This is a genomic window from Phormidium sp. FACHB-592, from assembly GCF_014695795.1.
Classification (GTDB): Bacteria; Cyanobacteriota; Cyanobacteriia; order Leptolyngbyales; family Leptolyngbyaceae; genus Stenomitos.
Genome location: NZ_JACJOZ010000014.1, coordinates 21288 through 43881, shown reverse-complemented (window position 1 = coordinate 43881; position 22594 = coordinate 21288). Strand labels below are relative to the sequence as shown.

17 protein-coding genes and 1 pseudogene are annotated in these 22594 nt (G+C 50.7%); 12 read left to right on the top strand and 6 right to left on the bottom strand.

Translation table 11 applies throughout. The features are described 5' to 3' along the window. Positions 1 to 30 precede the first annotated feature (30 nt). The 3 genes from H6F86_RS03115 (at position 31) to H6F86_RS03100 (ending at position 1937) form a co-directional block, all read left to right on the top strand. The gene (locus tag H6F86_RS03115) at positions 31 to 792 is read left to right on the top strand and encodes a DUF928 domain-containing protein (RefSeq protein ID WP_190446650.1); all 762 of its coding nucleotides are present in this window, start codon (positions 31 to 33) and stop codon (positions 790 to 792) included. A 258-nt stretch (positions 793 to 1050) separates the two neighbouring features. Then, positions 1051 to 1440 carry a hypothetical protein gene (locus H6F86_RS03110; protein ID WP_190446649.1) on the top strand — a complete coding sequence of 130 codons (390 nt, stop codon included), beginning with the start codon at positions 1051 to 1053 and terminating at the stop codon, positions 1438 to 1440. Positions 1441 to 1772: 332 nt separating this feature from the next. Next, positions 1773 to 1937 carry a hypothetical protein gene (locus H6F86_RS03100; protein ID WP_206755999.1) on the top strand — a complete coding sequence of 55 codons (165 nt, stop codon included), beginning with the start codon at positions 1773 to 1775 and terminating at the stop codon, positions 1935 to 1937. Positions 1938 to 2027: 90 nt separating this feature from the next. Here H6F86_RS03100 and H6F86_RS03095 read toward each other — a convergent pair whose 3' ends face one another. The 3 genes from H6F86_RS03095 to H6F86_RS03085 all read right to left on the bottom strand — a co-directional run bounded on the left by H6F86_RS03095 (position 2028) and on the right by H6F86_RS03085 (position 8090). Further along, a complete protein-coding gene (locus tag H6F86_RS03095) occupies positions 2028 to 4508 on the bottom strand; it encodes a ShlB/FhaC/HecB family hemolysin secretion/activation protein (protein ID WP_190446648.1) in 2481 nt (826 codons plus the stop codon). A 280-nt stretch (positions 4509 to 4788) separates the two neighbouring features. Further along, complete coding sequence (locus tag H6F86_RS03090; protein ID WP_190446647.1) at positions 4789 to 5919, bottom strand: hypothetical protein; 1131 nt, start codon at positions 5917 to 5919, stop codon at positions 4789 to 4791. 26 nt (positions 5920 to 5945) lie between these two features. Further along, positions 5946 to 8090: a substrate-binding domain-containing protein gene (locus H6F86_RS03085; protein WP_190446646.1), complete on the bottom strand. Its 2145-nt coding sequence runs from the start codon at positions 8088 to 8090 to the stop codon at positions 5946 to 5948. 205 nt (positions 8091 to 8295) lie between these two features. Between H6F86_RS03085 and H6F86_RS03080 the strand changes: the two genes are divergently transcribed. The 5 genes from H6F86_RS03080 (at position 8296) to H6F86_RS03060 (ending at position 13791) form a co-directional block, all read left to right on the top strand. Continuing rightward, complete coding sequence (locus tag H6F86_RS03080) at positions 8296 to 8511, top strand: Nif11-like leader peptide family natural product precursor (RefSeq protein ID WP_190446645.1); 216 nt, start codon at positions 8296 to 8298, stop codon at positions 8509 to 8511. 535 nt (positions 8512 to 9046) lie between these two features. Next, the gene (locus H6F86_RS03075; RefSeq protein ID WP_190446644.1) at positions 9047 to 10288 is read left to right on the top strand and encodes a DUF4255 domain-containing protein; all 1242 of its coding nucleotides are present in this window, start codon (positions 9047 to 9049) and stop codon (positions 10286 to 10288) included. Continuing rightward, complete coding sequence (locus H6F86_RS03070) at positions 10285 to 10833, top strand: hypothetical protein (RefSeq protein WP_190446643.1); 549 nt, start codon at positions 10285 to 10287, stop codon at positions 10831 to 10833. The genes H6F86_RS03075 and H6F86_RS03070 overlap by 4 nt, the downstream gene beginning before the upstream one ends. After that, on the top strand, positions 10826 to 12829 hold the full coding sequence (locus tag H6F86_RS03065; protein ID WP_190446642.1) for an ATP-binding protein: 2004 nt from the start codon (positions 10826 to 10828) through the stop codon (positions 12827 to 12829). The genes H6F86_RS03070 and H6F86_RS03065 overlap by 8 nt, the downstream gene beginning before the upstream one ends. Before the next feature lie 260 nt (positions 12830 to 13089). Then, entirely contained in the window at positions 13090 to 13791 is a 702-nt protein-coding gene (locus H6F86_RS03060; protein WP_190446641.1) for a hypothetical protein, read from the top strand. 304 nt (positions 13792 to 14095) lie between these two features. Here the strand turns inward: H6F86_RS03060 and H6F86_RS03055 are convergent, their stop codons facing one another. Then, positions 14096 to 14473 carry a four helix bundle protein gene (locus H6F86_RS03055; RefSeq protein ID WP_190446640.1) on the bottom strand — a complete coding sequence of 126 codons (378 nt, stop codon included), beginning with the start codon at positions 14471 to 14473 and terminating at the stop codon, positions 14096 to 14098. Between the two features lie 140 nt (positions 14474 to 14613). Between H6F86_RS03055 and H6F86_RS03050 the strand changes: the two genes are divergently transcribed. From H6F86_RS03050 to H6F86_RS03035, 4 genes are all read left to right on the top strand, one after another. Beyond that, positions 14614 to 15441 carry a hypothetical protein gene (locus tag H6F86_RS03050; protein WP_190446639.1) on the top strand — a complete coding sequence of 276 codons (828 nt, stop codon included), beginning with the start codon at positions 14614 to 14616 and terminating at the stop codon, positions 15439 to 15441. 191 nt (positions 15442 to 15632) lie between these two features. Beyond that, positions 15633 to 16460 (top strand): GNAT family N-acetyltransferase, encoded by an 828-nt coding sequence (locus tag H6F86_RS03045; protein ID WP_190446638.1) that lies wholly within the window; start codon positions 15633 to 15635, stop codon positions 16458 to 16460. Positions 16461 to 16463: 3 nt separating this feature from the next. Next, positions 16464 to 16952 carry a hypothetical protein gene (locus H6F86_RS03040; protein ID WP_190446637.1) on the top strand — a complete coding sequence of 163 codons (489 nt, stop codon included), beginning with the start codon at positions 16464 to 16466 and terminating at the stop codon, positions 16950 to 16952. Between the two features lie 13 nt (positions 16953 to 16965). Then, positions 16966 to 19098: an ATP-binding protein gene (locus H6F86_RS03035; RefSeq protein ID WP_242033337.1), complete on the top strand. Its 2133-nt coding sequence runs from the start codon at positions 16966 to 16968 to the stop codon at positions 19096 to 19098. 1002 nt (positions 19099 to 20100) lie between these two features. On the opposite strand, the gene H6F86_RS03030 is transcribed toward H6F86_RS03035, so the two are convergent. Both H6F86_RS03030 and H6F86_RS03025 read right to left on the bottom strand, forming a co-directional pair. Further along, positions 20101 to 20810, bottom strand: a protein-coding gene (locus H6F86_RS03030) for an IS1 family transposase (protein ID WP_199304989.1) whose coding sequence is annotated in 2 segments (ribosomal slippage) — positions 20101 to 20525 and positions 20525 to 20810 — 711 coding nt in all. Because the reading frame shifts where the segments join, the coding sequence is not laid out codon by codon here. A 334-nt stretch (positions 20811 to 21144) separates the two neighbouring features. Then, positions 21145 to 22506: pseudogene (locus H6F86_RS03025) on the bottom strand (IS4 family transposase). Positions 22507 to 22594: the final 88 nt, after the last annotated feature.

Below are 22594 nucleotides of genomic sequence, written 5' to 3'. Positions count from 1 at the left end.
ACTCTGCTTTATCACTTCGAGGTTTTGTTCATGCGGTTATCTAAAGGCATTAAAGTGGTCTCTCTGGTGTTCGCGTTGGGTGCGATCGCTGCCGTTGATTTGAGCGCAATGGCAACAGCGCTGCCCACAGACGGCACCTTGGTTGCGCGATCGTCACGGCGACGACTCAACTTCCGGGTGGGGGTACGTCCCTCTCGCTCTCGCGTGGGCGGCTTTAGTCGATCGGGCTCTTGTGGCAAGCAACCGCTATTGGCTGCCCTGGTGCCTCCACCTCAATCCCAGGAACGGTTACCCGGTGACAAAACCACTGTAGATAAAACCACGTCTGACCGCCCGACGTTTTTTGTTCACCTACCCTCCCTTCCAGGCAGCACCGCTCAATTTACACTACAAAACGAAGCCGGGACCAAAGAACTATATAACGTTGACTTTAACCTCACAGAAAAGCAAGGCATTGTTGGGATTGCCTTACCCACGTCAGTACCCGCGCTACAAATTGGGCAAAAATATCTCTGGCAAGTAGCCGTTAACTGTATTCCTGACCAACTGTCTAGCGTGGTCATTGTTAGCAGTTGGATCGAGCGGGTTCAACCGCCAGCAACCACAGGTAGAGATCGGCTCACTGTGCTAGCTCAACAAGGCATCTGGCAAGATACAGTCACTCTACTGGCACTACAGCGCTATCGCCTACCCAACGATCGCACTGTTGCCGAAGACTGGGCAGCCCTGATGGAGGATGCTGGTTTGCCCCAATTTAAGCAGTCTGTAGTGGTTCAAATCGTCAAGAACTAACTAAAGCCGGTAGGCAAGTGTGTGGGTCTCTAGCATGCTCAAGATGGTTGATGCCGATTGATACAGTAGTCTCACGCTGCGATCCTACAAAATTTCAGCCAAAGAGGCTGAACCCTAGACGCAAGAGGAAGTAACCCAGGCAATGGAGCAAATTGCTAGCCTGTTTTCCAACGTTGTTGCCATTGCGCTGCAAAACAGCAAAGGAGACATTGCAGGTGCGGCAAATCTGCTGATCCAAATCAACCTGCTGCCAGCCTCTTGTCTAACCTGTTGGGCGTTTCATTAGAGGAGTTTTGTGAAAATCCTGAAGTTGCCCAAGAGGGTTTACAAAGCTTCGTGGCTGAAGTGGCAACAGCAATGCAGAGTGGTATTAGTCAGAATCCCGATCGCACTCAAGCCATTCAAACCATTATGGATGCAGTGCTAGAAACGCTCCAATCTCGTGGGTTGAACATTCCTGACCTCAACACCAACGGACTGATCACAGAGTTTTCCAAGCTCATTTCAGATCTCCCTGACGAACTCCGAAAGGCATTTCAACTACGGGAGGCGGCTCTCCAGATTGACCAATCCTTCTCAACTCTGTCTCAAGCCTTGACCCAAAGTTTGACCCAACTACAAAATTTGGCAAGCAAATCTGATTGGTAGTGGGCTGTAAGGCTGTTTTGATGCGTTGAAACTTCTTAAAACACCAGTAGCAGGCGGGAGCACGAGATCTATGAGCAATATTTCTACTGAAGAACTGGAGCGGAAGATTAAGGCAGGCGAAGAAGTCATCGATCTCTATTTTGATTCGACGACAACAAGGGTTGGTATCCCCTGACCAATGACTTCACGCAGACGACAGGATCTTGTGACAGCAAGCCTCGATATCTCAAGCCCCATGCTCGACGAACTTGACCAAATGGCGAGTGAGCTTAGCATTAGTCGTCAAGCAGTGATTAAGATGATGCTACGCTGTGCCCTTGATGAACATCATCTTGCCAAAAGATCAGCCTCGTATTGCGATCGCTATTGAAGGAAAAATTGGGCGTCGCTTGTGGGATGAATGGGAGATCCCTAATTGGGTCAGGGTGATCGCGCTAATAGCCCTAAACGAGAACTCCTGCCATCCGTTGAATCCGCTGCGCCCAGGTTTAAGCTAAACTCGAAATTTCGAGACGACCAGAATCATGAGCGCTTTCTCATGCATGAAAAGGCTGAACTGAAAACGCGTAAAAACATTGCGTGGTGAATCAGGGTGTGAAAACGATCGAGAAAAAGAGATTTTCCTTGAGCGATCGCCCATTTTCTGCGGTGGCGTTGATGAGTGGAAAGCCCCAATCCAGTCGTGCCCGAAACTTGTCTCCCATCCGCCACTGTAAGCCAATACCCAGACTCGCTAACTTGTTTGGACTGGGTTGGGCATCGCCACGATTTTTACCCTGAGCCAGATCGAAAAAGGGAACGACTTGCAATACACCACGCAACTTCGGAACGCGCAAAATGGGGAGGTAGGCTTCGGCAGACGCGAACCAGCCCGTGTCAGCTAGTAAGGTGCTGGTGCGATAACCGCGCACTGTGTCGATGCCGCCCAAGCTAATTTGTTCGACGGGTACTAACGGGCGATCGACAAGTTGCACTTGGGCTTTGAGGGCTAAGAGTGTATCGGGGGCAAAGGAGTGAACCCAAAAGCCCCGTCCCTGCCATGCGAAAAAGCGACCATCGGGAGGTATGTCCAAAATTGTTGCACCGATAGCATTGATACCGACGCTAAATTCTGACTGGAGCGAGATCACATCTCGATCGCTGCGTTTCAACCATTCTTGACCAATCCGCAACGCTGTGACACTCGTTACGCCATTGAGATCAGAGCCTTGTGCCGGAAAGGGTAACGGGACACCATTATTAAACGTCTCTAAAAATACCCCTTCATTACGGTAATGGGTGCCTCGTAACGTCAAGGCAAATTCTTCCGTTGCAGTTTGTTTCAACGGTTGCCGGAATGACACGTCATAATTTTGCGATCGCGATTTGATATCCAGGTCTTGAAACGGTGCCTCAATGACCCGCCCGCGATTACTGCTGTAGTTAAAACTTAGCGTGCCATTGCTGGCATTGATGGGTAATGAGTAACCCACATCCCAACCATTGCTGCCTTCACTACGGTTGTAGCCAGCCTGTAAGCGATCGCCCAACCCCAGTAGATTGACTTGGCTCACGCTGATTTGCTGCCGTAAGCGCCCGACGCTGGGTGCCCGACCATTATCAACAGAGACACTTGCCTTAAATGGCACCGCTTGCTGCACTTGCACGTTGAGGATACTTCTGCCTGTTGTTGTTCCTGGTGCAAGTGTGGTTGAGATGCTGTCAATTAAGGCATCTTGCTCCAGCCATTTGACAGCATCGGCTAGTTGATCAATCTGGAGCGGCAAGCGAATGGCTTGTGACAGCCGACCCCGCACATAATTTTGCGAGAGCGGTTGCCCAAACCACAGAAATTTTGGCGGTAAGACCTCGACATTAATTGCCTCTAGTTTGCCTTCCACAACGCGAATTTCGGGCGTTGCACCGTTCAGTACCTCTGCTGGGACGTAAGCACCAGACGTGATGTAACCGTTTTTGGTATACAGCTCGGTGATCGCTTCGCTTGCCTGAACTAATTCTGCTGGGGTCAAGGTGCGCTTAATGACCATCGGGTCGCTATTAGCTGGGGAAGGTGCAGCACCACCCGCGATCGCAGTTTGCACGACTGCCGCCAGTTGCTGCTGCGAAAAGCGAGTGTTGCCTGTGATTTGTAATCGATCGACGTAAATCTCATCCTGGAGGACTGGTGGCTTGGCGATCGCGGTTGTTTCAGATGCAGGCACTGGCGTTGCAGTCGGCTTGTTATCACTCGGTTGAGCAGGAACGATCGCTGTTCCAGATTCAGATGTAGGGGCTGTAGTGCTGTCACCGGGTTGCACAGGGGCGATCGCTGTTCCAGATTCGGGTGCAGGGGTTGCAGCCAGATTGCTGTCACTCGGTTGAGCGGGGGTAATCGCAGCCTCAGAGCCAGGGACTGGTTGTGGAACAGGCGCTAAACTCGGTTGTTCCTGGTTTCGACTAGCATTGGATGACCTCGTAACAGCATTGGGCTGTAGGCTACTTGCCACGTTGCTTGCGGTGGTAGATTGCGGCGGTTGTAGTAGCGCTGCAATAATGTCCAGAGGCGACCTTGAGCGAACCGTTGCTTGTGATGGCGCAGTGGCAGCTTGCGGGGCTAGAGCCGCTGTCTGCTGCGGTTCTGAGGCAGGGGTTGGTATCGGGTTCGCTACGATCGTTGCTGGCTGACTAATAGTTCTAAAACCGTAACTAGCATGAACGGTTGACGATTGGGGTTGCGATCGGGGTTGACGATCGCTCTTAGATGGAACAATTTGCCTTGATTCAGGTGGACTGATCGATACTGGAGTCGGCATTAGCACCGGCACACGATCGCGCAGAGACGTTGGTTGTGTTCCCTGATCCGTTTCGCTGGGTAATGGCAGTAAGGTTTCTTCGATGTCGGCCTGCCAAAGTGCGCGCCCAAGCAGTACAACCCCAATGCCCAATGTCCCTGTAAGAGCAATCAGACCGACTATTTTAAGTCGATCGGATAAAGAGATGGGAGTTGGTGCCGGGTGTAATGGTATCGCTAGCGTCATTCCAGGCGGCTGTATCAGTGGAGAGAACGGTGCGTGCTCAGTTGTTCTCATCCCCAAATTCTCCTAAGCAAATGACAATGTGATGTAGCAATAAAAAGGTTGTGGGCAGTGACAAAGACATTCTGGTTAGAGAGCGCGTCTATAAAACCAAGCATCAGTTGCCATTACAACGGTAGGTGATGGGTGGGTAGACACAGTTTGCTGTCTTTAACCATTGATCGCACAGACTAATTCTGCCGCCTCTAGTGTGCCTACGCAGAATTTATTTCTATAGCCGCGAAGATTCACCAGAGCTTTTTTGAAACGTATGCTGCCGTTTACAGCATGGCGCTCAGGGCGGCGACAAACGGCTCGTCTGTGGTATATCCTCTACAATGCGGATTTCCGGTATCGCACCGTTGAACGCTGCTGTCGATATATCAACCTTCATGTTGGTGTAACCATGTGCAGCGTAGAACTGGGTGATGGCTTCGCTTGTCTGTCGTAACTCCCACTGGGCGCTATGGGGAACCCCTGGCTGATCACTAGCAGACAGCCGATCAGCATTGACTGCGATCGCCTTCTGCACAGCATCAACCAGTTCCTTTGAGGAAAAGCGGGTATTACCTGTGATCGTCAGCAGTTTGAAGTAAGCGCCCTCCTGTGGAGTACGTGTTTGCTCGATCGCCGTCTCTCGCATAGCAGAGGCAAGCTGCATTGATGTTGCTGCGGGAACAGGTAACCCAGTCGGAGCCGCTTGTTCAGAGGTATCCCTTCCACCTGTCAGGGCTATTTGAGATGGATTGAGAGCAGAGGCTATTTCTGTCGGTGCCTTTGTACGAGGTGAGATCGTTGCAGGCTGTTCTAATGTCTGTGTTTCTAGTGCACGCGGTTTGGGCACCTCTAGTAAGGCTGCAATTACAGTTGCTGTTTGGTCTGCCTGATCCATCGAGGACAGCTTCGGTGCTGGGGATGAAGGCTCCACCGCGATCGGGGGTGAAGTTTGCGGTGGCGGCAATGTTGGGACTGGGAGTGCTGCTGTAAGGGCTGGTTGTCCAACGTTCCCAAACCCGCGGCTGATGCGAATGGTAGGTAAAGCGGTTGATGGCTCTAACTGGTTTGGACGAGTGGCATTAATGGGGGCAGGCAGAGACTCTGGCGGACTCATCGCAGCAGCCTGAAGCGTTGTCACAGAGACGCGATCGCGGAGGGCAGGTAGTGAGTTACGCACGACCACATCCTCAGACGTAGGCAGGCGGGCAGCGTTAGTATCAGGTTGCCAGAGACCTTGCCCCAGTAAAATAGCACTCACCCCTACAGTGCTGGTGATAGCAAGAAGCCTAACGGCGTAGGATGTCCCAGAAGGCTGAGGTAAGGGGATGAGACGATCGCCCTTAATGACTGGGAGTGCTTGAACGCTCTCAACCGTCTTTCCTTCGGGGTTAGAAGGTGATTGTGTTGCTGTATCAGTGATCCGCATCATGAGACGCTCCTTGTAAAAGTGATGACCTAGCGTTGGGTTGATGAGGTCACAGGCTGCTGTGTGGCTTGTGTGAGGGGAATGAGCCCAGCAGCCCTGAGTAACCGCTGTCCCTCGATCGTTCGCATCAGTTCCACGAATTTTTTGCCGATCGCAGAGCGGCGATTGTTCCGTGGATAAACCACCATAAGGGGATAGCTGAGAGGGTACTGCCCTGTTTGAAAGCGATCGAGAGCCGGTCCGTAGGCTCCTTTGCGACTACATAGATCTGTGGTTGGCTCGATCGCCTGCCCATCACTCAATACCAGCGGTTGCACGGCTCCTTGCCCCTTTTGACTCAGCGCCAGCGGATACACTGAGCATTGCCCCCAGAGTTCGCTCAAGGGAGCCATGCCAATACTGCCGATGCCCTCCCCCTCAAAATCACGAATCACTCGTCGCAGGAGGTCAAGCGGGGCTAATTTCGTGATAGCAGGTATTGTTTGCAGGGTTTGAACCTTGAGTACCCGTTGTTCAAAAAGGGCGATCGCTTCAGGATTATGAGAGGTGTAGCGTTGCACACTCAGAGCTGGACCACCCACCCGTTGCCACTGGTCAATTTGTCCGGTATAAAGTTGCTGTACCTGATCGAGCGAGAGCCGTCCGTTTAAGGTGGCGGGAAGTCCCTGCTGGCGTTTGGCATAGCTGAAGGACACCACGGTTGCCAGCCCGTCGTAGGCAATTTCTTGGGCTAGCAGGTCTCTCGGCAGGTTACCAATCAATGGCAGCACCGCAAAATCGGCAGCGCCAGACTGCACCTGCGACAGCACCTGATCGAGCGACTGAGTAGGAATGTACTGCAACCGGAGTTTGGGTTGTGCCAGTGCCAGAGCCGTAGTCAGGTCGCTGCCACGCTGTAGTAAATTGCGCTGTTGCAGTACGGTTGCCCACGTACCACGCTGGACAGCCGTATAGGTGTAGTTCCCCTCTGGCATGGCACTCACTTCGGCAAGGCAGCAGGTCGAAACGGTAGGGATGGAAGACGGACGAGCCTCTGTAGACCGCAAGCGGGGCAGCAGCATAAGGGCACCGATCGCTAGTGCTCCAAGAGACAGCAGCAGCAAGGCAGAAAAGCGGCTCGATGGCTGGATCTGCGCCGTCCTTTCATTCAAGGGTGCAAGGGCAGACGGCGATCGCTCGGTTAATTTGAGCAAGGCTCGCCGAGCTGTTTCAGCTTGGTCAAACTTAGCGGTACGTAGCGAATCCAGGATCTGCCGTAGCTTCGGTTCGATCGTAATGGGCTGTGCCTCCAATCCCTGTAGCAAGGTCATGCCAATTTCACCAACAGCACGTAGATCTTGCTGACGTGTTTCTGGCGTTACCTGAGTCGGTTGCAAGTCCTTTACAGCCGGATCAAACCATTGCTCCCACAGCCGCAGGTCACAGAGGTAGACGAACGGCTGATCATGCTGCTCGGTCCACAAGATACTATCCAGACTTAAATTGCCATGCACCAGTCCATTTTGCACAGCACCTGCGGGGAAACTAAACTTCTGGTTGTGCAAAAAATCGAGCGTTTGCAAAATTTGGCTCAGGACATTCTGCACGATCGGGAGGGACAGCGCTCCATGCTGCTGAAGGTGTTGTCGGAGCGTGGGGGTACCATCCCGAAAATCGCTCACTAAAAAGCAGCGTTCACACGATGCTGTATCTGCGATCGCCTCAAAGGGTTGAATTACCCGAAAATCTTGCCGCCGCCCGTCTGCTAACTGAAAGCATGCTAACCGCTGAAAGCCGTTCTGGCGTTGATGAGCATTAATCTTAGTAAAGTTTGCGGTCGGTAGCAGAAACTCCTTAATAATGACTGGACGTTTGGACGTGAGTTCGATCGCGCTAAACAAATGCCCGTTGCCCCGCGCACCCAAGTAGGTTTTCGCTTTGTAATAGCCAATACGACCCCGAATTTCTGACTGTTCTAGAATGCCTAAAACGCTGCTATCAGGTTTTTGTAGACCTGTTTCATCAACGGTTGCTTCAATAACATCCTGCTGTGGCGGAAAGAGTTCTGGACGTAACTCCTCCAACATATCCTTCAGCCAGACATACTGCTCCAAAGAATTAAACAGATTAAGCCGTGTCGCTAACGGATACCGACGAAGGAAAGTACGGAGTAAGACTACAGCAACCTTTTTCATATGAGCGATCGCTGACTAAACAATGGAGCTAACGGTTGAGGGCTAAGGGTTGAACGTCGAAGCGCTTAAAGCCCAGATGCATCATGCGTACTTGCAGAATAAAGCGATCGCGGTCATTCCGAAACTTGACTGAAGTTAGTACTTGTTCCTTAGAAAAAGTTGCTATTCTGCCTTTGAACCCTGATTCAACTTAAGGAGCATTCTGATGGCAAAGGAAGTTGTGACTCAGCTCTTTCGTGCGGCTCAAGCAGATCCGGCTCTCCGCGAACAGCTTAACCAGGCACCCAACATCGAACAATTTGTCGTGTTGGCAAGGAATTATGGCTATGAATTCACGCTTGAAGAGTGGCAGTCCATGACTGGCTTTGCAGTTGAAGAACTAGAGGGTGAGTTGTCTGACCTTCCAGGAGCCGGTATGTGACTAACACGGTGGCGTAAGCACAGCAAAAGGCAGGAGCTTATATTGTTTCTCTCCTCACGTAAAGAAATTGGGGTTACACTGCGATCAATAACCTTTTAGGCGAGTGCAGCCTAACTTTAGTCGAGTTGTCAGCAGCAGCGCAGTCAATCACGATCGCGCTATCTCTACTTTTCTCCCACCCTTAGCGCGCTTGGTGTTCCAGCGTTGAACAGTATGGATGCGGCTCTCTTTCGATCACGAGGAACGCCAATGAAGCGGCAAGCCGCACTTGTGAATGAGCAAAAGGATCTAGTGCCATTTACAGATGAGTGACGTAAGCTTGCAAGGCTAGCACCTGTGAGCGTTCTAGGCTTTTGGTCTACTTCTAAGCGGTGCTGTTTAACCACAGTTTAGCCCAGGTCATCACAAGCTAGAACGCTGGACCGAAGAGACACCGACCTATTGCGCCAGATTTTCTGCTCACTCACAACAGCACACAGTAGGTTATGTACTCACAGGCAATTCACGCTCACTCTCTTTCTAAACCGATCTAGCAATGAGCAATCAGTTTGCGATCGCCGCTGTCACCAGCACGCTTTTTGACCTTGTCTTTCTAGGTATACGTGATGAACTGGGTAGCGGTAACATCACCGCACTACCATTGGATAAAGCGCGGAGCGGTCGAGACGGCAATCAGGTGAATCTGTTTCTTTACCATACGATGCCGAATACTGCCTTTCAAAATGACTACCGTCCCAGTCGGGGCAAGCATAGTCATACAGGCAAACCGCCGTTGGCATTGGATTTGTTTTACTTAATTACCGTTTATGGGCAGAGCGACAGTGAAACCAAAAGTCATCGTTTGCTTGGGCAGATTATGAATGTGCTGCATGATCATCCCATCCTGCATGCAGAAGAGATTGAACTGGCAACAGGGGTTGATTTAGCTGACAGTAATTTGCACCGCCAGGTTGAACAGATCAACATCACAACAGAATCACTATCATTTGAGGCGATGTCGCAGATTTGGCGAGGCTTTCAAGCTCAGTATCGGGCTTCCGTTGCTTACCGCGTGTCCGCTGTTCTAATTGATAGTTCGTTACCTGCAACAACGGCTCTGCCTGTGCTTGCCCGCAACGATGGAGAACGCGGCGCTATCGTCTTCCCTAAACCCCTTCCTGTCCTGCATGAGGTGAAACTTCCGTATCGGCAAGTGGGTGCTCAACCTGGTGATGTCGTCACGCTGCTTGGCAAATATCTGGATGAAAACGGCTTGACCATTCAAGCGCGGAACACGCGAGCCGGAACTGTCCTACAACTGGATCTGATCGAACCCGCAACGGCATCGGAAGTAAAAGTACAGCTACCCACTGCCACCGACACTGGAGACGAATGGCATGGGAGAGCAGGGTTCTACTCTATCTATGGAGTTGTGCAGCGATCAGAGTACAGTTGGACAACCAACGAATTGCCGTTGCTGCTGGCTCCTCAAGTCCTAAGCGTGACACCGCGAGAGGCAGCAGTCGGACGAGTGTTGTTAAGTTTGACCTGCTATCCCCAAATTCACCCCGACCAGCAGGTTAGCTTACTGCTTGGCGATCGTGGCATTCCACTTCACCGCCTGACCACACCTCCCAATCCGAGCGAACCCTCATTGCTCACGTTTCAAGTTGCCGCTACTCATCCCGGAACCTACCTCATACGGTTGCGTGTGGATGGGGTAGACAGCATCCCGGTTGATTTCTCCAGCACTCCACTTCAGTTCGCTGACCATCAGAAAATTAGGATTGTGGAATGACTCGTGCGGCTCCCTGGCACCAGCAGAATGCACATCATCGCTCGGCTTGTCTGGAGTGGATCAAGCTGCGGTTGCAACAGTGGTTACCGGAGAGTGAAGTGACAGAAGCGCAGGTTGCCGAGGCAATGGCTGCAAGGCTGGCAGCAGCAGCCATGAATCCCCCACTGGCACTGGTGCCGTTGGGTAAACTATTTGACCTGAATTGGTTTGAGCCATCGGTTCTATTTATCTGTGCAGCAATGGAGTTGGCACTGTGGCTCACCGCTTTATGCGCTCAGGTTCATGGCAATGACGATCGCCCCTATCCCACGTTTGCTTTGGTGATGGAACCGTTGGAAGAGCCAATGTGGCGTGTGCTATCGCCAGAACGATCGTTGCGCTCTTGGCGATTGATCGAGGTGCAGCAAGCGGGATCGCGTGAGCTAACGAGCAACCTGCTGAAAGCAGAGGAACGCGTTGTCAGTTATCTCAAGGGAAACCATTACATGAACATGACGCTCCAGAGAAATCAATCGTTGTTAATGGCTGGCTGGTTCCATGACTGATAGAATCCCGTGGCACGAAGCGAATGCCTACCACTTGTCTGCGGCAATTCACTGGCTGCGGCTGAAGCTCCAGCAGCGGATGCCGGATGCAACCGTGACCGATGCTGAGATTGCCAGCGCAGAGGAGAGCATGTCAGAGGCTGCCGCGATCGAGCCACCCCCGGCACTCATCACCTTGAGTTCGGTCTTGGGCTTAACTGAGTTTGAACAATCCTTGCTGTTGCTTTGTGCGGCGATGGAATTGGATACGCAAATTGCTAGTTTTTGTGCCAAAGTCCAGGATGATTCACAGCGGGCATATCCTACCTTTGCGCTGGCATTGTCACTGTTTGATCAGCCTTTTTGGGATGTGGTATCTCCAGAGCGACCGTTGCGTTCCTGGCGTTTGATCGAAATTCATCAAGCGGGGGCGCAACCTTTAACGGTGAGTCCGATTAAAGCGGATGAGCGGATCGTTAACTACCTCAAAGGGTTGAATTACCTGGACGATCGCCTGAGTGCGCTGCTGTCTCCGGTGACGATTCCCGTGGCGGCAGAATCTCCTGCCCAATTGCTTGCCCCTTCGCAGCAGCAGGTGGCGGAGGCGATCGCCGATCAGGTGGATGCCATTCCTCACTGGTATCAGGTGCCGCTGCTTCAACTGTTGGGTAGCGATCGCACGAGCAAACAGTTGGTGGCGCTGGCGGTGGCAGAGCAGATGAGCATGCCGTTATACCGAATGCGTGTGGAACTGTTACCTACACATGCCTCGGAGTTAGAAACGCTGATTCGGCTGTGGCAGCGGGAGATGCAGTTGTACCCGGTGGCGTTGTATCTGGATGGGGAAACGATCGAGGGCAGCGCTCCCAACAGTCCAGCCGCCGCGCTGCGTACCTTTTTGGACAGTACGCACGGATTGTTTTTTCTGGATTTGCGCGAACAAAGCGGCTCGTTTGAGCAGCCTACCCTGTCGTTTGAGGTGGAGAAGCCGACGCCGATCGAACAACGGCACATCTGGCAGCAGATCGTTGGTCCAGCCGAGAACGCGGGTGTGTTAGCCAGTCAGTTTAATTTGAATTTAGTCGAGATTCAGCAAATTGCCAGCACGGCGCAGGGGGAGCAGGATACATCCGAGTCAGGGGACAATCGCCTGTGGCATGGTTGCCTGGTGCGGACTCGTCCGAGCCTGGATCGGCTGGCACAACGGCTGGACACGAAGGCAACCTGGGATGACCTGGTGTTACCGGAAGCCGAAACCAATTTGTTGCGGCAGATGGCGGCGCAGGTACGGCACCGCAGTACAGTGTATGACGAGTGGGGCTTCCGTAATCGGATGAATCGGGGGTTGGGGGTAAATGCCTTGTTTGCGGGCGAGAGCGGCACGGGGAAAACGATGGCAGCGGAGGTGATTGCGAATGAGTTGCGGCTGAACCTGTACCGAATTGATCTTTCGTCTGTGGTGAGTAAATACATCGGGGAAACCGAGAAGAACCTGCGGAAGCTATTTGATGCGGCGGAGGATGGCGGCGCAATTCTGTTTTTTGATGAGGCGGATGCGTTGTTTGGCAAGCGGAGTGAGGTGAAGGATAGTCATGATCGCTATGCCAATATTGAAGTCAATTATTTACTCCAACGCATCGAAGCCTATAGCGGTTTAGCCATTCTGGCAACGAATATAAAAGCATCGATGGATACAGCCTTTCTACGCCGGTTGCGGTTTATTATAAATTTCCCGTTTCCATCACTGGATGATCGCCAAAGGTTGTGGGAAAAGGTGTTTCCGCCCCAGATACCCAAAGCCCCCGATTTAGATTATGCCTGGTTAGCACGTATGACCTTAACCGGAGGTAGCATTATCAATATTGCGCTGAATGCAGCGTTTGCCGCAGCGACCAGTGAGGAGCGTGAGATTACAATGCCGTTAGTGCTGGCAGCATCACGCAGTGAATTTCGTAAGCTCGATCGACCCGTTAACGAAACCGATTTTGCTTGGAAAACCCTGGAGAGAATGAGATGACCACAAAAAGGCAATCTCTCTTTCAGCGACCCCATACCGAACTATACGGGTTTGATCTACAGGAAGCAATTCCAATCATTCAGTATGCTTTAGGGATCACCGGAGAAAGAATACATGCAGCAATAACCGCGCACTGCAAGAGTGAGATTAAGAGAGGGATGGTATATCGGTGGTGAGAGGGTATGCGGCAAAATAGGATTAGGAAGCTGTCATTGGGGAGCAAGGTTTGTGAAGAAACGGTGCAAATGGAGGGACAGGCAATGACGCAGGATAGAAGACGGGAAGGGGAGGCGAAGGCGAGCAAGAGACAGGCGGTTGCACTTCGGCGCACGACAACCCATCCCCGCACGGCGGTCTATCCTGGAGCGGAGAGGATGGACGGGCGTAATGGGGGAGAGCTTCTGAGCGCTGGCCCGGCGGGACCATATTACCACCAAAATTTTAGTAAGGTACAGCTTCTGCCGGGCGAGCAAGCCCCAGCGAAAGAAAATGAGGCGGAGAAGAATAACAGGGAAAGCTCGCCGGGTTCGGGAGACAGCGGGTTAATCCAGAAAAGCAAGAAGGACAGGGCCGTCAAAAAGGCGGAAAGGCTTGGCCGCGAAGGCGATGAAATCGATTGTATTGCGTTCGAGAATAAATGGGAAGCTGGGGGATTTCCGAGCGGGTTCACGAAGAAACCGGTAACAATGAGCAGTGGCAAGTGGTACTACAACTTTGACGATGACATAGTCGGCGAGGGGCATATATCCATCTGTCCCGGGTCAAAGGAGCATCATGTGACGATGGTGGGAACGCAGCTTGGGAACAAGAAGAAGAAGCAAGCCGGCAGGGTAGCCAATTATTATTTCCACATCGTTGGAGGCGCCGTGGTGTGGGACAACGGTACCTTCGCTGCGGCTGGCATTGGAAACGCCGCTCAAAAAAACCGGATGGCGATAGTCATCAGACACTTGATTACATAGCGCTCCCAATGTCCTCAAGGTGGCGAGAGCAGCGCGATCACAGATCTTGTAGCGCGCATTAGCGAGAGCGTAACGCACAAATCCACGCCTCAGCACCACAATCCCCCGTGCTCAAAACCCCATCTACCCCACCCCTGACCTATTGCCACCAGCGGTTCAGGTACGTCTCAATCCGGATATCATCCGCATTCTTTAGGAGTAACAAGTAATGAGCAACAAGTAACAAGGCTTGAAGATAGGGAGTGCTTTATGGGTAACAAGTAATGAGTAACAAGTAACAAGTCGTCAGGATCGAGAGCGAACTTTACGCGGGTGATGATTCTTTTTGTTTCAATTTGTTGATACTTGATACAAGAATCTTGATAATGCTATTCAGCTCAGAAAGCATGGGTTCAAACCTTTGATCAGAAACAACGCCGGAGTTGATCAAGATTCGGATCCAATAACGACACTCTGAAGCTTCCTTCAGAGCGATCGAATACTTGGAAATAAAATCTTTATTTGATTGAGCAAATTCTGCTTCAGCGCAATTAGCACCAATACTTGTCCCAGCCCTCAAAAACTGCTTAGACAAAACCTTGCTGGCATCATCAAAATGCTTCTTGTTTAATTCCACATAGGCTTTAACGACCCTAACCGCAAATAATTCAGTTCGTTCTTGAATACTAATATAATTAGCCACAAGATAAAAATACCGTCATCTACCCACCCATTACCCATTACTTGTTACCCATTACTCGTTACTCATTACTTACTACCCATTACTCATTCCCGCTAATGTCAAATGCTAAGATCCTAGCCATATCCCAGAGGGTTTGAGCCATGCCTCAGCGATCGCACGCTCCCCGATCCCAAAAATCTGACAAGGACGATCAAACATCCCTCCAACATCAAGCCGTTGTCTCCTCTGGTGGACGCACAATGCCTGCACCGCTCCGCACTCATATGGAAAGTGCCTTCAATGCCAGTTTTGCCAACGTCAAAATTCATGAAGGCAATCATGTGGGGGCTGTGGGCGCGATCACCATTTCACCCATCCAACGTGCTATTATCCCCAGCCCAGCAGCACCTGGTATAGATGTAGAGCAACTGAAGAAAGATATTCAAACTCAACGTATGGAGATTCTTAAGCTTCAGAAAACTCCGAAAGGACAGATGTCATCAACGGGAGGTCAATTAGAAATTTGTTTGCGACGACTCTACAGGTTCTTTGAAGATCTGCTGAATCCAGATAAACTCGTTCAGCAGTCTTTAAAGGAATTTATAACCTGGAAAAAAGGGGATGGTGTTGAAGCGTGGGGAGCATACCGAGCACTTAGCGATGAACTCAAGCCGAAAGAACGGTCCGAAGGCGCTGACACTAAACCAACTTTCAGTAGGGAGTGCGAGGCAGTCTTTAGGGATATGGAAGATCAGTTTAGCCGCTGGAATGGAACTAAGACTAAGCGCGGCGCATATTGGGGATCTGCTGCCCCCGGTTTAACTACAGGAGCCAAAGCTGTTTCCTCTGGCATTATTCAAGAATTAAGACGAAAAGCGAATGCTGCGGGTGGGAATTGGAGGTTTTCTGATAGTTGGTCAGGTGGGCTTTCCTTTCACAGAAGTCGAGGTGGCATAGATTTTATCTACCACATGCTTCCGTCTAGATAAGATCTGTCGTCGAAGTTTTCACACTGTAATGAAGAATAAAAATTATGCTTCATCGACGAGTGAATTGATCTAGTAATTGTGGTTCCCACAGTACGAGCTCTGATTTTGTAGAGTGAGTTCCTGCCCATAACCTCAATAACCTACTCAGAGTAAAATGTTAAATTTTAGCCATATCTTAGACGAGGTTAATTGTGCCCCAGCGATCGCACACTACCCGATCCCAAAAATCTGACAAGGACGATCAAACATCCCTCCAACATCAAGCCGTTGTCTCCTCTGGTGGACGCACAATGCCTGCACCGCTCCGCACTCATATGGAAAGTGCCTTTAATGCCAGTTTTGCCAACGTCAAAATCCATGAAGGCAATCATGTGGGGGCTGTGGGGGCGATAGCCTACACCCAGGGCAACGATGTCCACTTTGCGCCCGGTCAGTTCAACCCCGACACTCGCTCCGGCAAAGCGCTGATCGGACATGAACTCGCCCACGTTCTGCAACAACGGCAGGGCAGAGTCAAACCAACGACCCAGGTGAATGGTTTACCCGTTAACGATCAGTCTAATTTGGAACAGGAAGCCGACACCCTGGGGCAGAAAGCTGCTCAGATGAAGACACCTGCCACGCTACAGAAACAGGAACACTCCGATCAATCAGCTAAGTTTCAAATCACTTCCCCCCAAGCCAGTGCGGATGGCTATCGAGAAATTACCGCTGTCAATCAAACCACCCATCAACAGATTGGCACCGTAAAAATCAAAGGAGCGCTTGATCGCTCCCAACTGCACATTGCCAACCTCTGGGTTGATCCTGCCCATCGTCAGCAAGGAATTTCTAAATCACTACTGGACGCTGCCAATCAAGAAGGCAAAAAGAGCGGTTACAAAAAAGCTCAGCTGGGAGTTGATCCCGAAGCTCCCGGAATGAGCACGGCTACACTCCAGGGGATTTATGCCCGTCAAGGCTTCAAGCGATCGGGCAATGTCAAATCTGGACAGCCCTTGATGGAAACTGATCTATAACTTGTGTCTCAAAAGGAAAGCTTCCGCCATCAGCCGTCTACAGCACTAAGAGCTGGAATTCAAAGTCTACAAGTAGTTCATCCCTCCCCATCAAGCGATACGTCCCGTAGACGGGGTAAAGAATCAAATGCGGCTCCTTTTGTGTTGCGCCCACGCTTGCTACAGGTGCAGCTTATAGCAGAGCAGGAAGAGGAGGAGGATGCGCGATCGGGACAATTGCAACTACAAACCAATTTAACCATTGGAGCAAAACAGCGGGTTGTAATGGTGCTCAACGAATGGAATGTGGAGCGTCCGGCATCCTATTTGTTTGATGCACCTAAACCGGAAGGGGATAGCACTTCAGTGACTATTCCCTTTCAGGCGGTTAAACCAGGCGACTATCTGGTGCGATTGATGATCGATGGCGCCGAAAGCCAACTGCAAGTAGACGATAATCCTGACAGTCCGACGTATGAGTGGTATGTCGGACCGAGGGTCACGCTTGCCTGAGTCAGTACATTAAATGCTTCCTCCTCCCCTGCTGAAAGCACTTCAGGGTGTCGGCAAAATGCAATCAAAATTGGTAGCAATGAACGATCGAGTCGCTTTGAATCAGGTCTTGGCAGCGCAGTACATGTCTGATTGGGCAAGACTCAATGAGCACTATCTGCTGGCAGCGATCGCCCAAGTTGCCTCCTATCTACAAGCGCCAAGTACGTCTGTTACCCTCCCAGAAACAATCCAGCCGCCTGCTGCCATTGATCAACTTTGTCAGATGTTCCGGTTGTCTAGTTTTGAGCGGGCGATCGTCTTACTGTGTGCAGGGATGGAACTGCAAAGCGACTTCGCAAGACTACTGGCAAGCAGCTCCGACGATCCACAACGTGCCAACCCGACGTTTAGTCTTGCCCTCACTCATTTTCCTCAGGGACACTGGAGCGCCCTCACACCAGAGTCTCCTCTACGGCGCTGGCATTTAATCGAACTCGGTACTGCCTCTACGCTCACTCACAGTCCCTTACGGCTTAATGAGCGCATTTTGCACTTTCTTCTCGGCGATACACAGCTTGAGCCACAGCTAATTGGTCTGGTTACAGCCCTACCCACCGCTGCAACGCCTATTTTACCGCAGTCGCAACAGCAGCTTGTGGTCGAGGTGCTAGCCCTCTTGCAATCAGCTCAGGCTCCTTCTCTCATACAACTTTGCGGCTACGACAGTGCCACGAAACGCGCGATCGCCACCGCCGTCTGTGCCAAGCTGGGCTGCGGCTTGCTCAATTTGTCGGCTGACAGCCTGCCAACCGACTTAAATCAACTCCATCTCATGCAAACGCTCCTAGAGCGAGAAGCCCTATTAACCAACAGCCTGTTGCTGCTTGACTGTGATGGTATGCAGGAAGTTGAGGGAAACCATGCCGCCCATTCCCAAAGCAGGGCGATCGCTCGTTTGATGGAAACTTGTCACAAATCAATGTTTGTGTTCAGCCGCGATCGTCGTTCAGCGCGACAGCGAACTGTCTTCAGCTTTGAGGTGACTCAACCCACAACTACCGAACAGCGGCAGATCTGGCTACAAAGCCTGGAAGCAGCATTAGAGCAGGAGAAGGACGTACGCAATGGCTCAGAACCATCCCAAATCATTCCGCAGATTGATAAGTTGGTCAGCCATTTTAGCTTGTCGCCTCCAGTGATTCAGATGGTATGTGATCAGTGCGTACCTCAGCTAGCAAGCGTTTCTTTAGAATCTCCCTTATCTTTGCGATCGAAGCTGCAACCATCACCAGCAGTGCACTCTCTACCAGAACGCTTATGGAAGGCTTGTTTGAGTTATGCCCGTCCCCAGATGGAAGAGCTGGCGCAACCGATACGAATCCAGGTCGATTGGGATGATCTAGTCTTACCCGACAAGGAAAAGCAAATATTGCAAACCGTTGCCACTCAAGTTAGACAACGGGCAAAGGTCTACGAACAATGGGGTTTTGCTAACAAAGGACAACGAGGTTTAGGTATTAGCGCTCTCTTTGCGGGCGGCAGCGGTACCGGAAAAACACTCGCTGCCGAAGTGTTAGCGAACGAACTGCACCTCGACCTCTACCGCGTTGACTTAAGTTCGGTGGTAAGCAAATACATTGGCGAAACCGAGAAAAACCTGCGACGCATTTTTGATGCCGCCGAGATGGGCGGAGCCATTCTGCTCTTTGATGAAGCTGATGCCCTCTTTGGTAAACGTAGCGAAGTGAAAGATTCTCACGATCGTTACGCCAATATGGAGGTCGCTTACCTCTTGCAACGGATGGAAGCCTATCGCGGGTTGGCAATCTTAACAACTAACCTAAAAAATTCGCTCGATCAAGCCTTTCTCCGGCGCTTACGCTTTGTGGTCCATTTTACCTTTCCTGAAATGGCTCAACGGATAGAAATCTGGCAGCGCGTCTTTCCCAAGTCAACACCCATTCAAAATCTGTCCTACCAAAAGTTAGCAAGACTCAATGTTTCTGGTGGTAATATCCGCAATATTGCCTTAAATGCAGCTTTTTTAGCAGCAGAAACCAATATGCCCATACAAATGCAACACCTTTTGCAAGCCGCTCAAAGTGAGTACATCAAGCTAGAACGCCCCCTTACGGAAGCTGAAATTAAAGGATGGAGAGAGTGATCGCCAGTACTGTTGCTAGAGTTGCTTTTAGCTCACTCCAATAAAAGGTAGAAGTATCTCGACTTTGCTCATGTCTTTGCAGCAACACACCCAAAGGAGCAACAAAAGCATCGGTTGCGTCACAAATAATCCTTGTGGACAAATGGTTCGGTAATGTTCTAGACCTGTGTATTTCCTGAGAAGATGAAACCGTTTCTAGCGACATTACCACACAGTGTGTTGGGTCGAGGAGTCGGGGTGTTACAGCGGTTAAAACCTGCGTTGTTGAGTGTTTCTGGTTGTGTCGCAAAAGCTACTCATTAGCGATTTGATCAAATGCTGCGTGCTGCGATCGCTATCTCCTTGTCTTTCTTTGTCACGCCAATGTACCGCTGTAATGCCGACAGATTTTTGCGCCAAGAGAGCGACTAAATGTGTTTGATCGGCACACGCTCATTGTGCATTCAGATAATTGCCGTTTGCCGGAAGCTGTGAGTACTGGTGTGAATGAGCAGAAGATCTGGGCTCTTCCCAGGTTTTGGTGATCTGGGTTCTGCAACAGTTTGGAAACCTAGCATCTTCGTAATCAAGATCAGCGGCTACGCCCTTTTTCCCAAAAAGCTGGGAAGAGCCATAAAAGTCACTGCACAATCGCTTTATCATAGATAACGCAAAATTTATCAGAAGAATTGCAAATAATTATTGATAACTTTTGTCCAGTCGTTGGGTTCGGAAACTGATGTTTGTCCAAGATTTGGGAGTAAAACAGCAAAAAACTGGTCTTGAGGGTTAACGGAAGAATCAGGGTTTCAGCCCTGCAGTTGTCCAAAATTTGGGTATGCTGCTGTCCAAAATTCAGGCAAAGCCACAGGGTATGGAACAACAAGCATTAATTGTCCAAAAAGGACAATTAATGCTTGTAACTCTCCTTGGACAATTAATGCTTGTCAATTTTTTCCTTGTACCAGCCAAGATTTTGGCTGTACTATAAGACGAGTTTATCATTCTTTTTAGACGGTAGTGCTACACAAGTAATGATGCGTTGTAGTGATGGATGAAATACCAAAGGGCACCAAGATGATTTTCTACTGATTTCGAAAATGACAAGGTTTTGCGGACCAGTCGAGACACTCGTTGCCTCAACGTGTTGTTGAAGCGTTCAATGTAGTTGGTTCTACCCGTTTCTTTACCCACAGCTCGATAGCGAGACTGCGGTATCACTGCCCCATAGGCTGCCCAGAAGTCTGTGTCGGCGATGGCACACTGACGATAGACTGGCGGCAAGGATTGCCATAACTGGCGTGCTGCCGCTTCATCACGTGCGCCAATATAAACGCCTACAATCTCACGGGTGCTGGCATCAAGCGCTAACCAAACCCACTGCTTGTTGCCTTTGTTGTTCACGAAAGACCATAGTTCATCACATTGAAGCGTTAGCCTCCCCTTTTTTTGGGTGTCACCTGCACATTGCGGGGCACCTGGGCGTATTTTTCGTTGACATAAGTTTGGAGCCATTGTTCCGAAACCTGCGCTGCACGAGCAATCCCAGCCAAAGAAATACGCTCCAACAGCAAACGGTCAATCAGTGCTCGTGTGGCTGGGTCGATCACTTTCTTCGTCGGTTGTTCGATGAACTGTCGTCCGCAGTCGTGGCATTTGAACCGTTGTTTACCATTGTGGATACGTCCGTTCTTAACCGTTTTGGAGGAGGCACAAAGGGGGCAGGCAGGCATAGGAGGAGAACAACTCTACTTCTCTATCATTACATCTTGAGCACTACCCTTTTAGACTGAAAAGAAACCTTTGCAAGAGTAAGCAGTCCTCAGTTAGGACTTGAAGACGTGCGATCGCAAAGTTAACCCTATCAGTCGCTATAAGTAGAGACCGTATCTTAGTGTTCGACTACTACGGAAAATCTTAGGTATGCAAATGGGAGAAGTGCTCCTTCAACCTCAATATCATGAGGAACTGCGGATCTAAGCTACGTCCACTCAGGTAACTCCTCGCCTACTTCCCCCTAATTTGTTAGGAATACACTAAGGGTGAATGGCACTAAAAGAAGATGCATCAAGCAGCCAGTCTAGCTTTGAGCACTGAGCGAGGTTGCTGCATTTTCGAAAAAGGCTTGGGTCTTCGTTTCACCACTCCCGGCTCTTTACGGTTCGGTCGCAACGGCACCACCTGCACTCGAATGCTTTCTAACAGCGTGATGTAGAGGTGACGACGATGTTTAGCGGTTGCGTGCGCTAACAGTGGTCTAAGTTGATTGAATTGTTGGCGGTTTGCCTGCAAGGACAGTCGTAAAGGGGAGACCTGGGCTGGCTGAGCGGCTTGCCACATGAGCAGGCGCAGCAAGTTGTAGGCGAGTAAATGGATCCAGATTTCCTTTTGCACCATTTCCGGTGTCTTGGCTGCAATCATCTCCATTTGTAAGGTCGTTTTGAGATGCTTGAAGTTGACTTCTGTGACGCACCAACGCAGTTGATAGAGTTCTGCTAACTTCGCTTTGGGGTAGCGTTTGGGGTCTACGAGCATTGTGACCAAAATGATCTCGCTCGGGCGAAACCCCGGTTGTTGAATCAACAAATGCACTTCCCGCACCGCCAGTTGCCTCGGCAGGGTTTCAAAGTTCGTCGAGTTCATGGCTAAAGGGCGCTGTAACGGACGTTGCCACTGCATAAGATGATCGCCAATCCCTAATTCTTTGCCTTTGCGAAAATTACACCGAGGGGCATGATGTTTCCGAAACACCGCATCTGCTTTTGCTACACACACCAACGCGAGATCCACATAAGTCCCATAGGCCGAATCAGCCACTACCACATCCTCCGGGTTGAGGCTGGCATACAAGTGTCGGGAGAGTTGCCATTCACTCGTGTTAAAGGCTGCGACCGCCACCTCTAGGACGGCTCCGGTCGTCCCACAAAACCACACCACGACCTTGGCTAACGGGAAGCCACACCCCACTTTTTGGTTGCTGTGTTGGGGATAGACAGCCTGATTTGCGAGCGTATCGCTCATCAGTATGCTCGTGCCATCATAGGCTTTAACTCGTCGTCCACACCATTGCTGTTCTGGTTTGACCTGTGCGGTGAGAGCCCGTGACGTTCACGGCAACAAGGCTTGGAGCATCGCTGAGACGTTTGCGGGCTTTGCTATAAGCTCCAGTATCGCCAGAAGGGACTGCCTGTCCAGCGGCAGCTAACCAAGCTATGACTCGGTTGACGGCGTTGCTTAAACTTTTATCTGTATCAAGCACCTGGCAGACCCACGCCCACAGAACGACAATTGGGGTGTAGAGCGTTTGCGGTACTTGAATCCTTGCTCTTCGAGGAGCTTTTGAAGCACCACTTCCGGCAAGACTTGCTCAAAGGGCAGGGCAACACTGTTTTGGAACGTTTGCTTGAGGATGGCGGCTCGATTTGCCATAGTAAAGGGATGATTTTGTTGGTCTCTAAGGCTCTGATTCTGTCATATCAAGCCTTAGAGCCTTTTTCTATCTCCTTATTTTAGTGCC

Bases quoted from the DNA above. Each gene is read 5' to 3' on its own strand.
- H6F86_RS03090 (WP_190446647.1), bottom strand. From the start codon at position 5,919: ATGATGCGGATCACTGATACAGCAACACAATCACCTTCTAACCCCGAA.
- H6F86_RS03095 (WP_190446648.1), bottom strand. From the start codon at position 4,508: ATGAGAACAACTGAGCACGCACCGTTCTCTCCACTGATACAGCCGCCT.
- H6F86_RS03085 (WP_190446646.1), bottom strand. From the start codon at position 8,090: ATGAAAAAGGTTGCTGTAGTCTTACTCCGTACTTTCCTTCGTCGGTAT.
- H6F86_RS03080 (WP_190446645.1), top strand. From the start codon at position 8,296: ATGGCAAAGGAAGTTGTGACTCAGCTCTTTCGTGCGGCTCAAGCAGAT.
- H6F86_RS03075 (WP_190446644.1), top strand. From the start codon at position 9,047: ATGAGCAATCAGTTTGCGATCGCCGCTGTCACCAGCACGCTTTTTGAC.
- H6F86_RS03035 (WP_242033337.1), top strand. From the start codon at position 16,966: ATGCTTCCTCCTCCCCTGCTGAAAGCACTTCAGGGTGTCGGCAAAATG.
- H6F86_RS03070 (WP_190446643.1), top strand. From the start codon at position 10,285: ATGACTCGTGCGGCTCCCTGGCACCAGCAGAATGCACATCATCGCTCG.
- H6F86_RS03065 (WP_190446642.1), top strand. From the start codon at position 10,826: ATGACTGATAGAATCCCGTGGCACGAAGCGAATGCCTACCACTTGTCT.
- H6F86_RS03050 (WP_190446639.1), top strand. From the start codon at position 14,614: ATGCCTCAGCGATCGCACGCTCCCCGATCCCAAAAATCTGACAAGGAC.
- H6F86_RS03060 (WP_190446641.1), top strand. From the start codon at position 13,090: ATGACGCAGGATAGAAGACGGGAAGGGGAGGCGAAGGCGAGCAAGAGA.
- H6F86_RS03115 (WP_190446650.1), top strand. From the start codon at position 31: ATGCGGTTATCTAAAGGCATTAAAGTGGTCTCTCTGGTGTTCGCGTTG.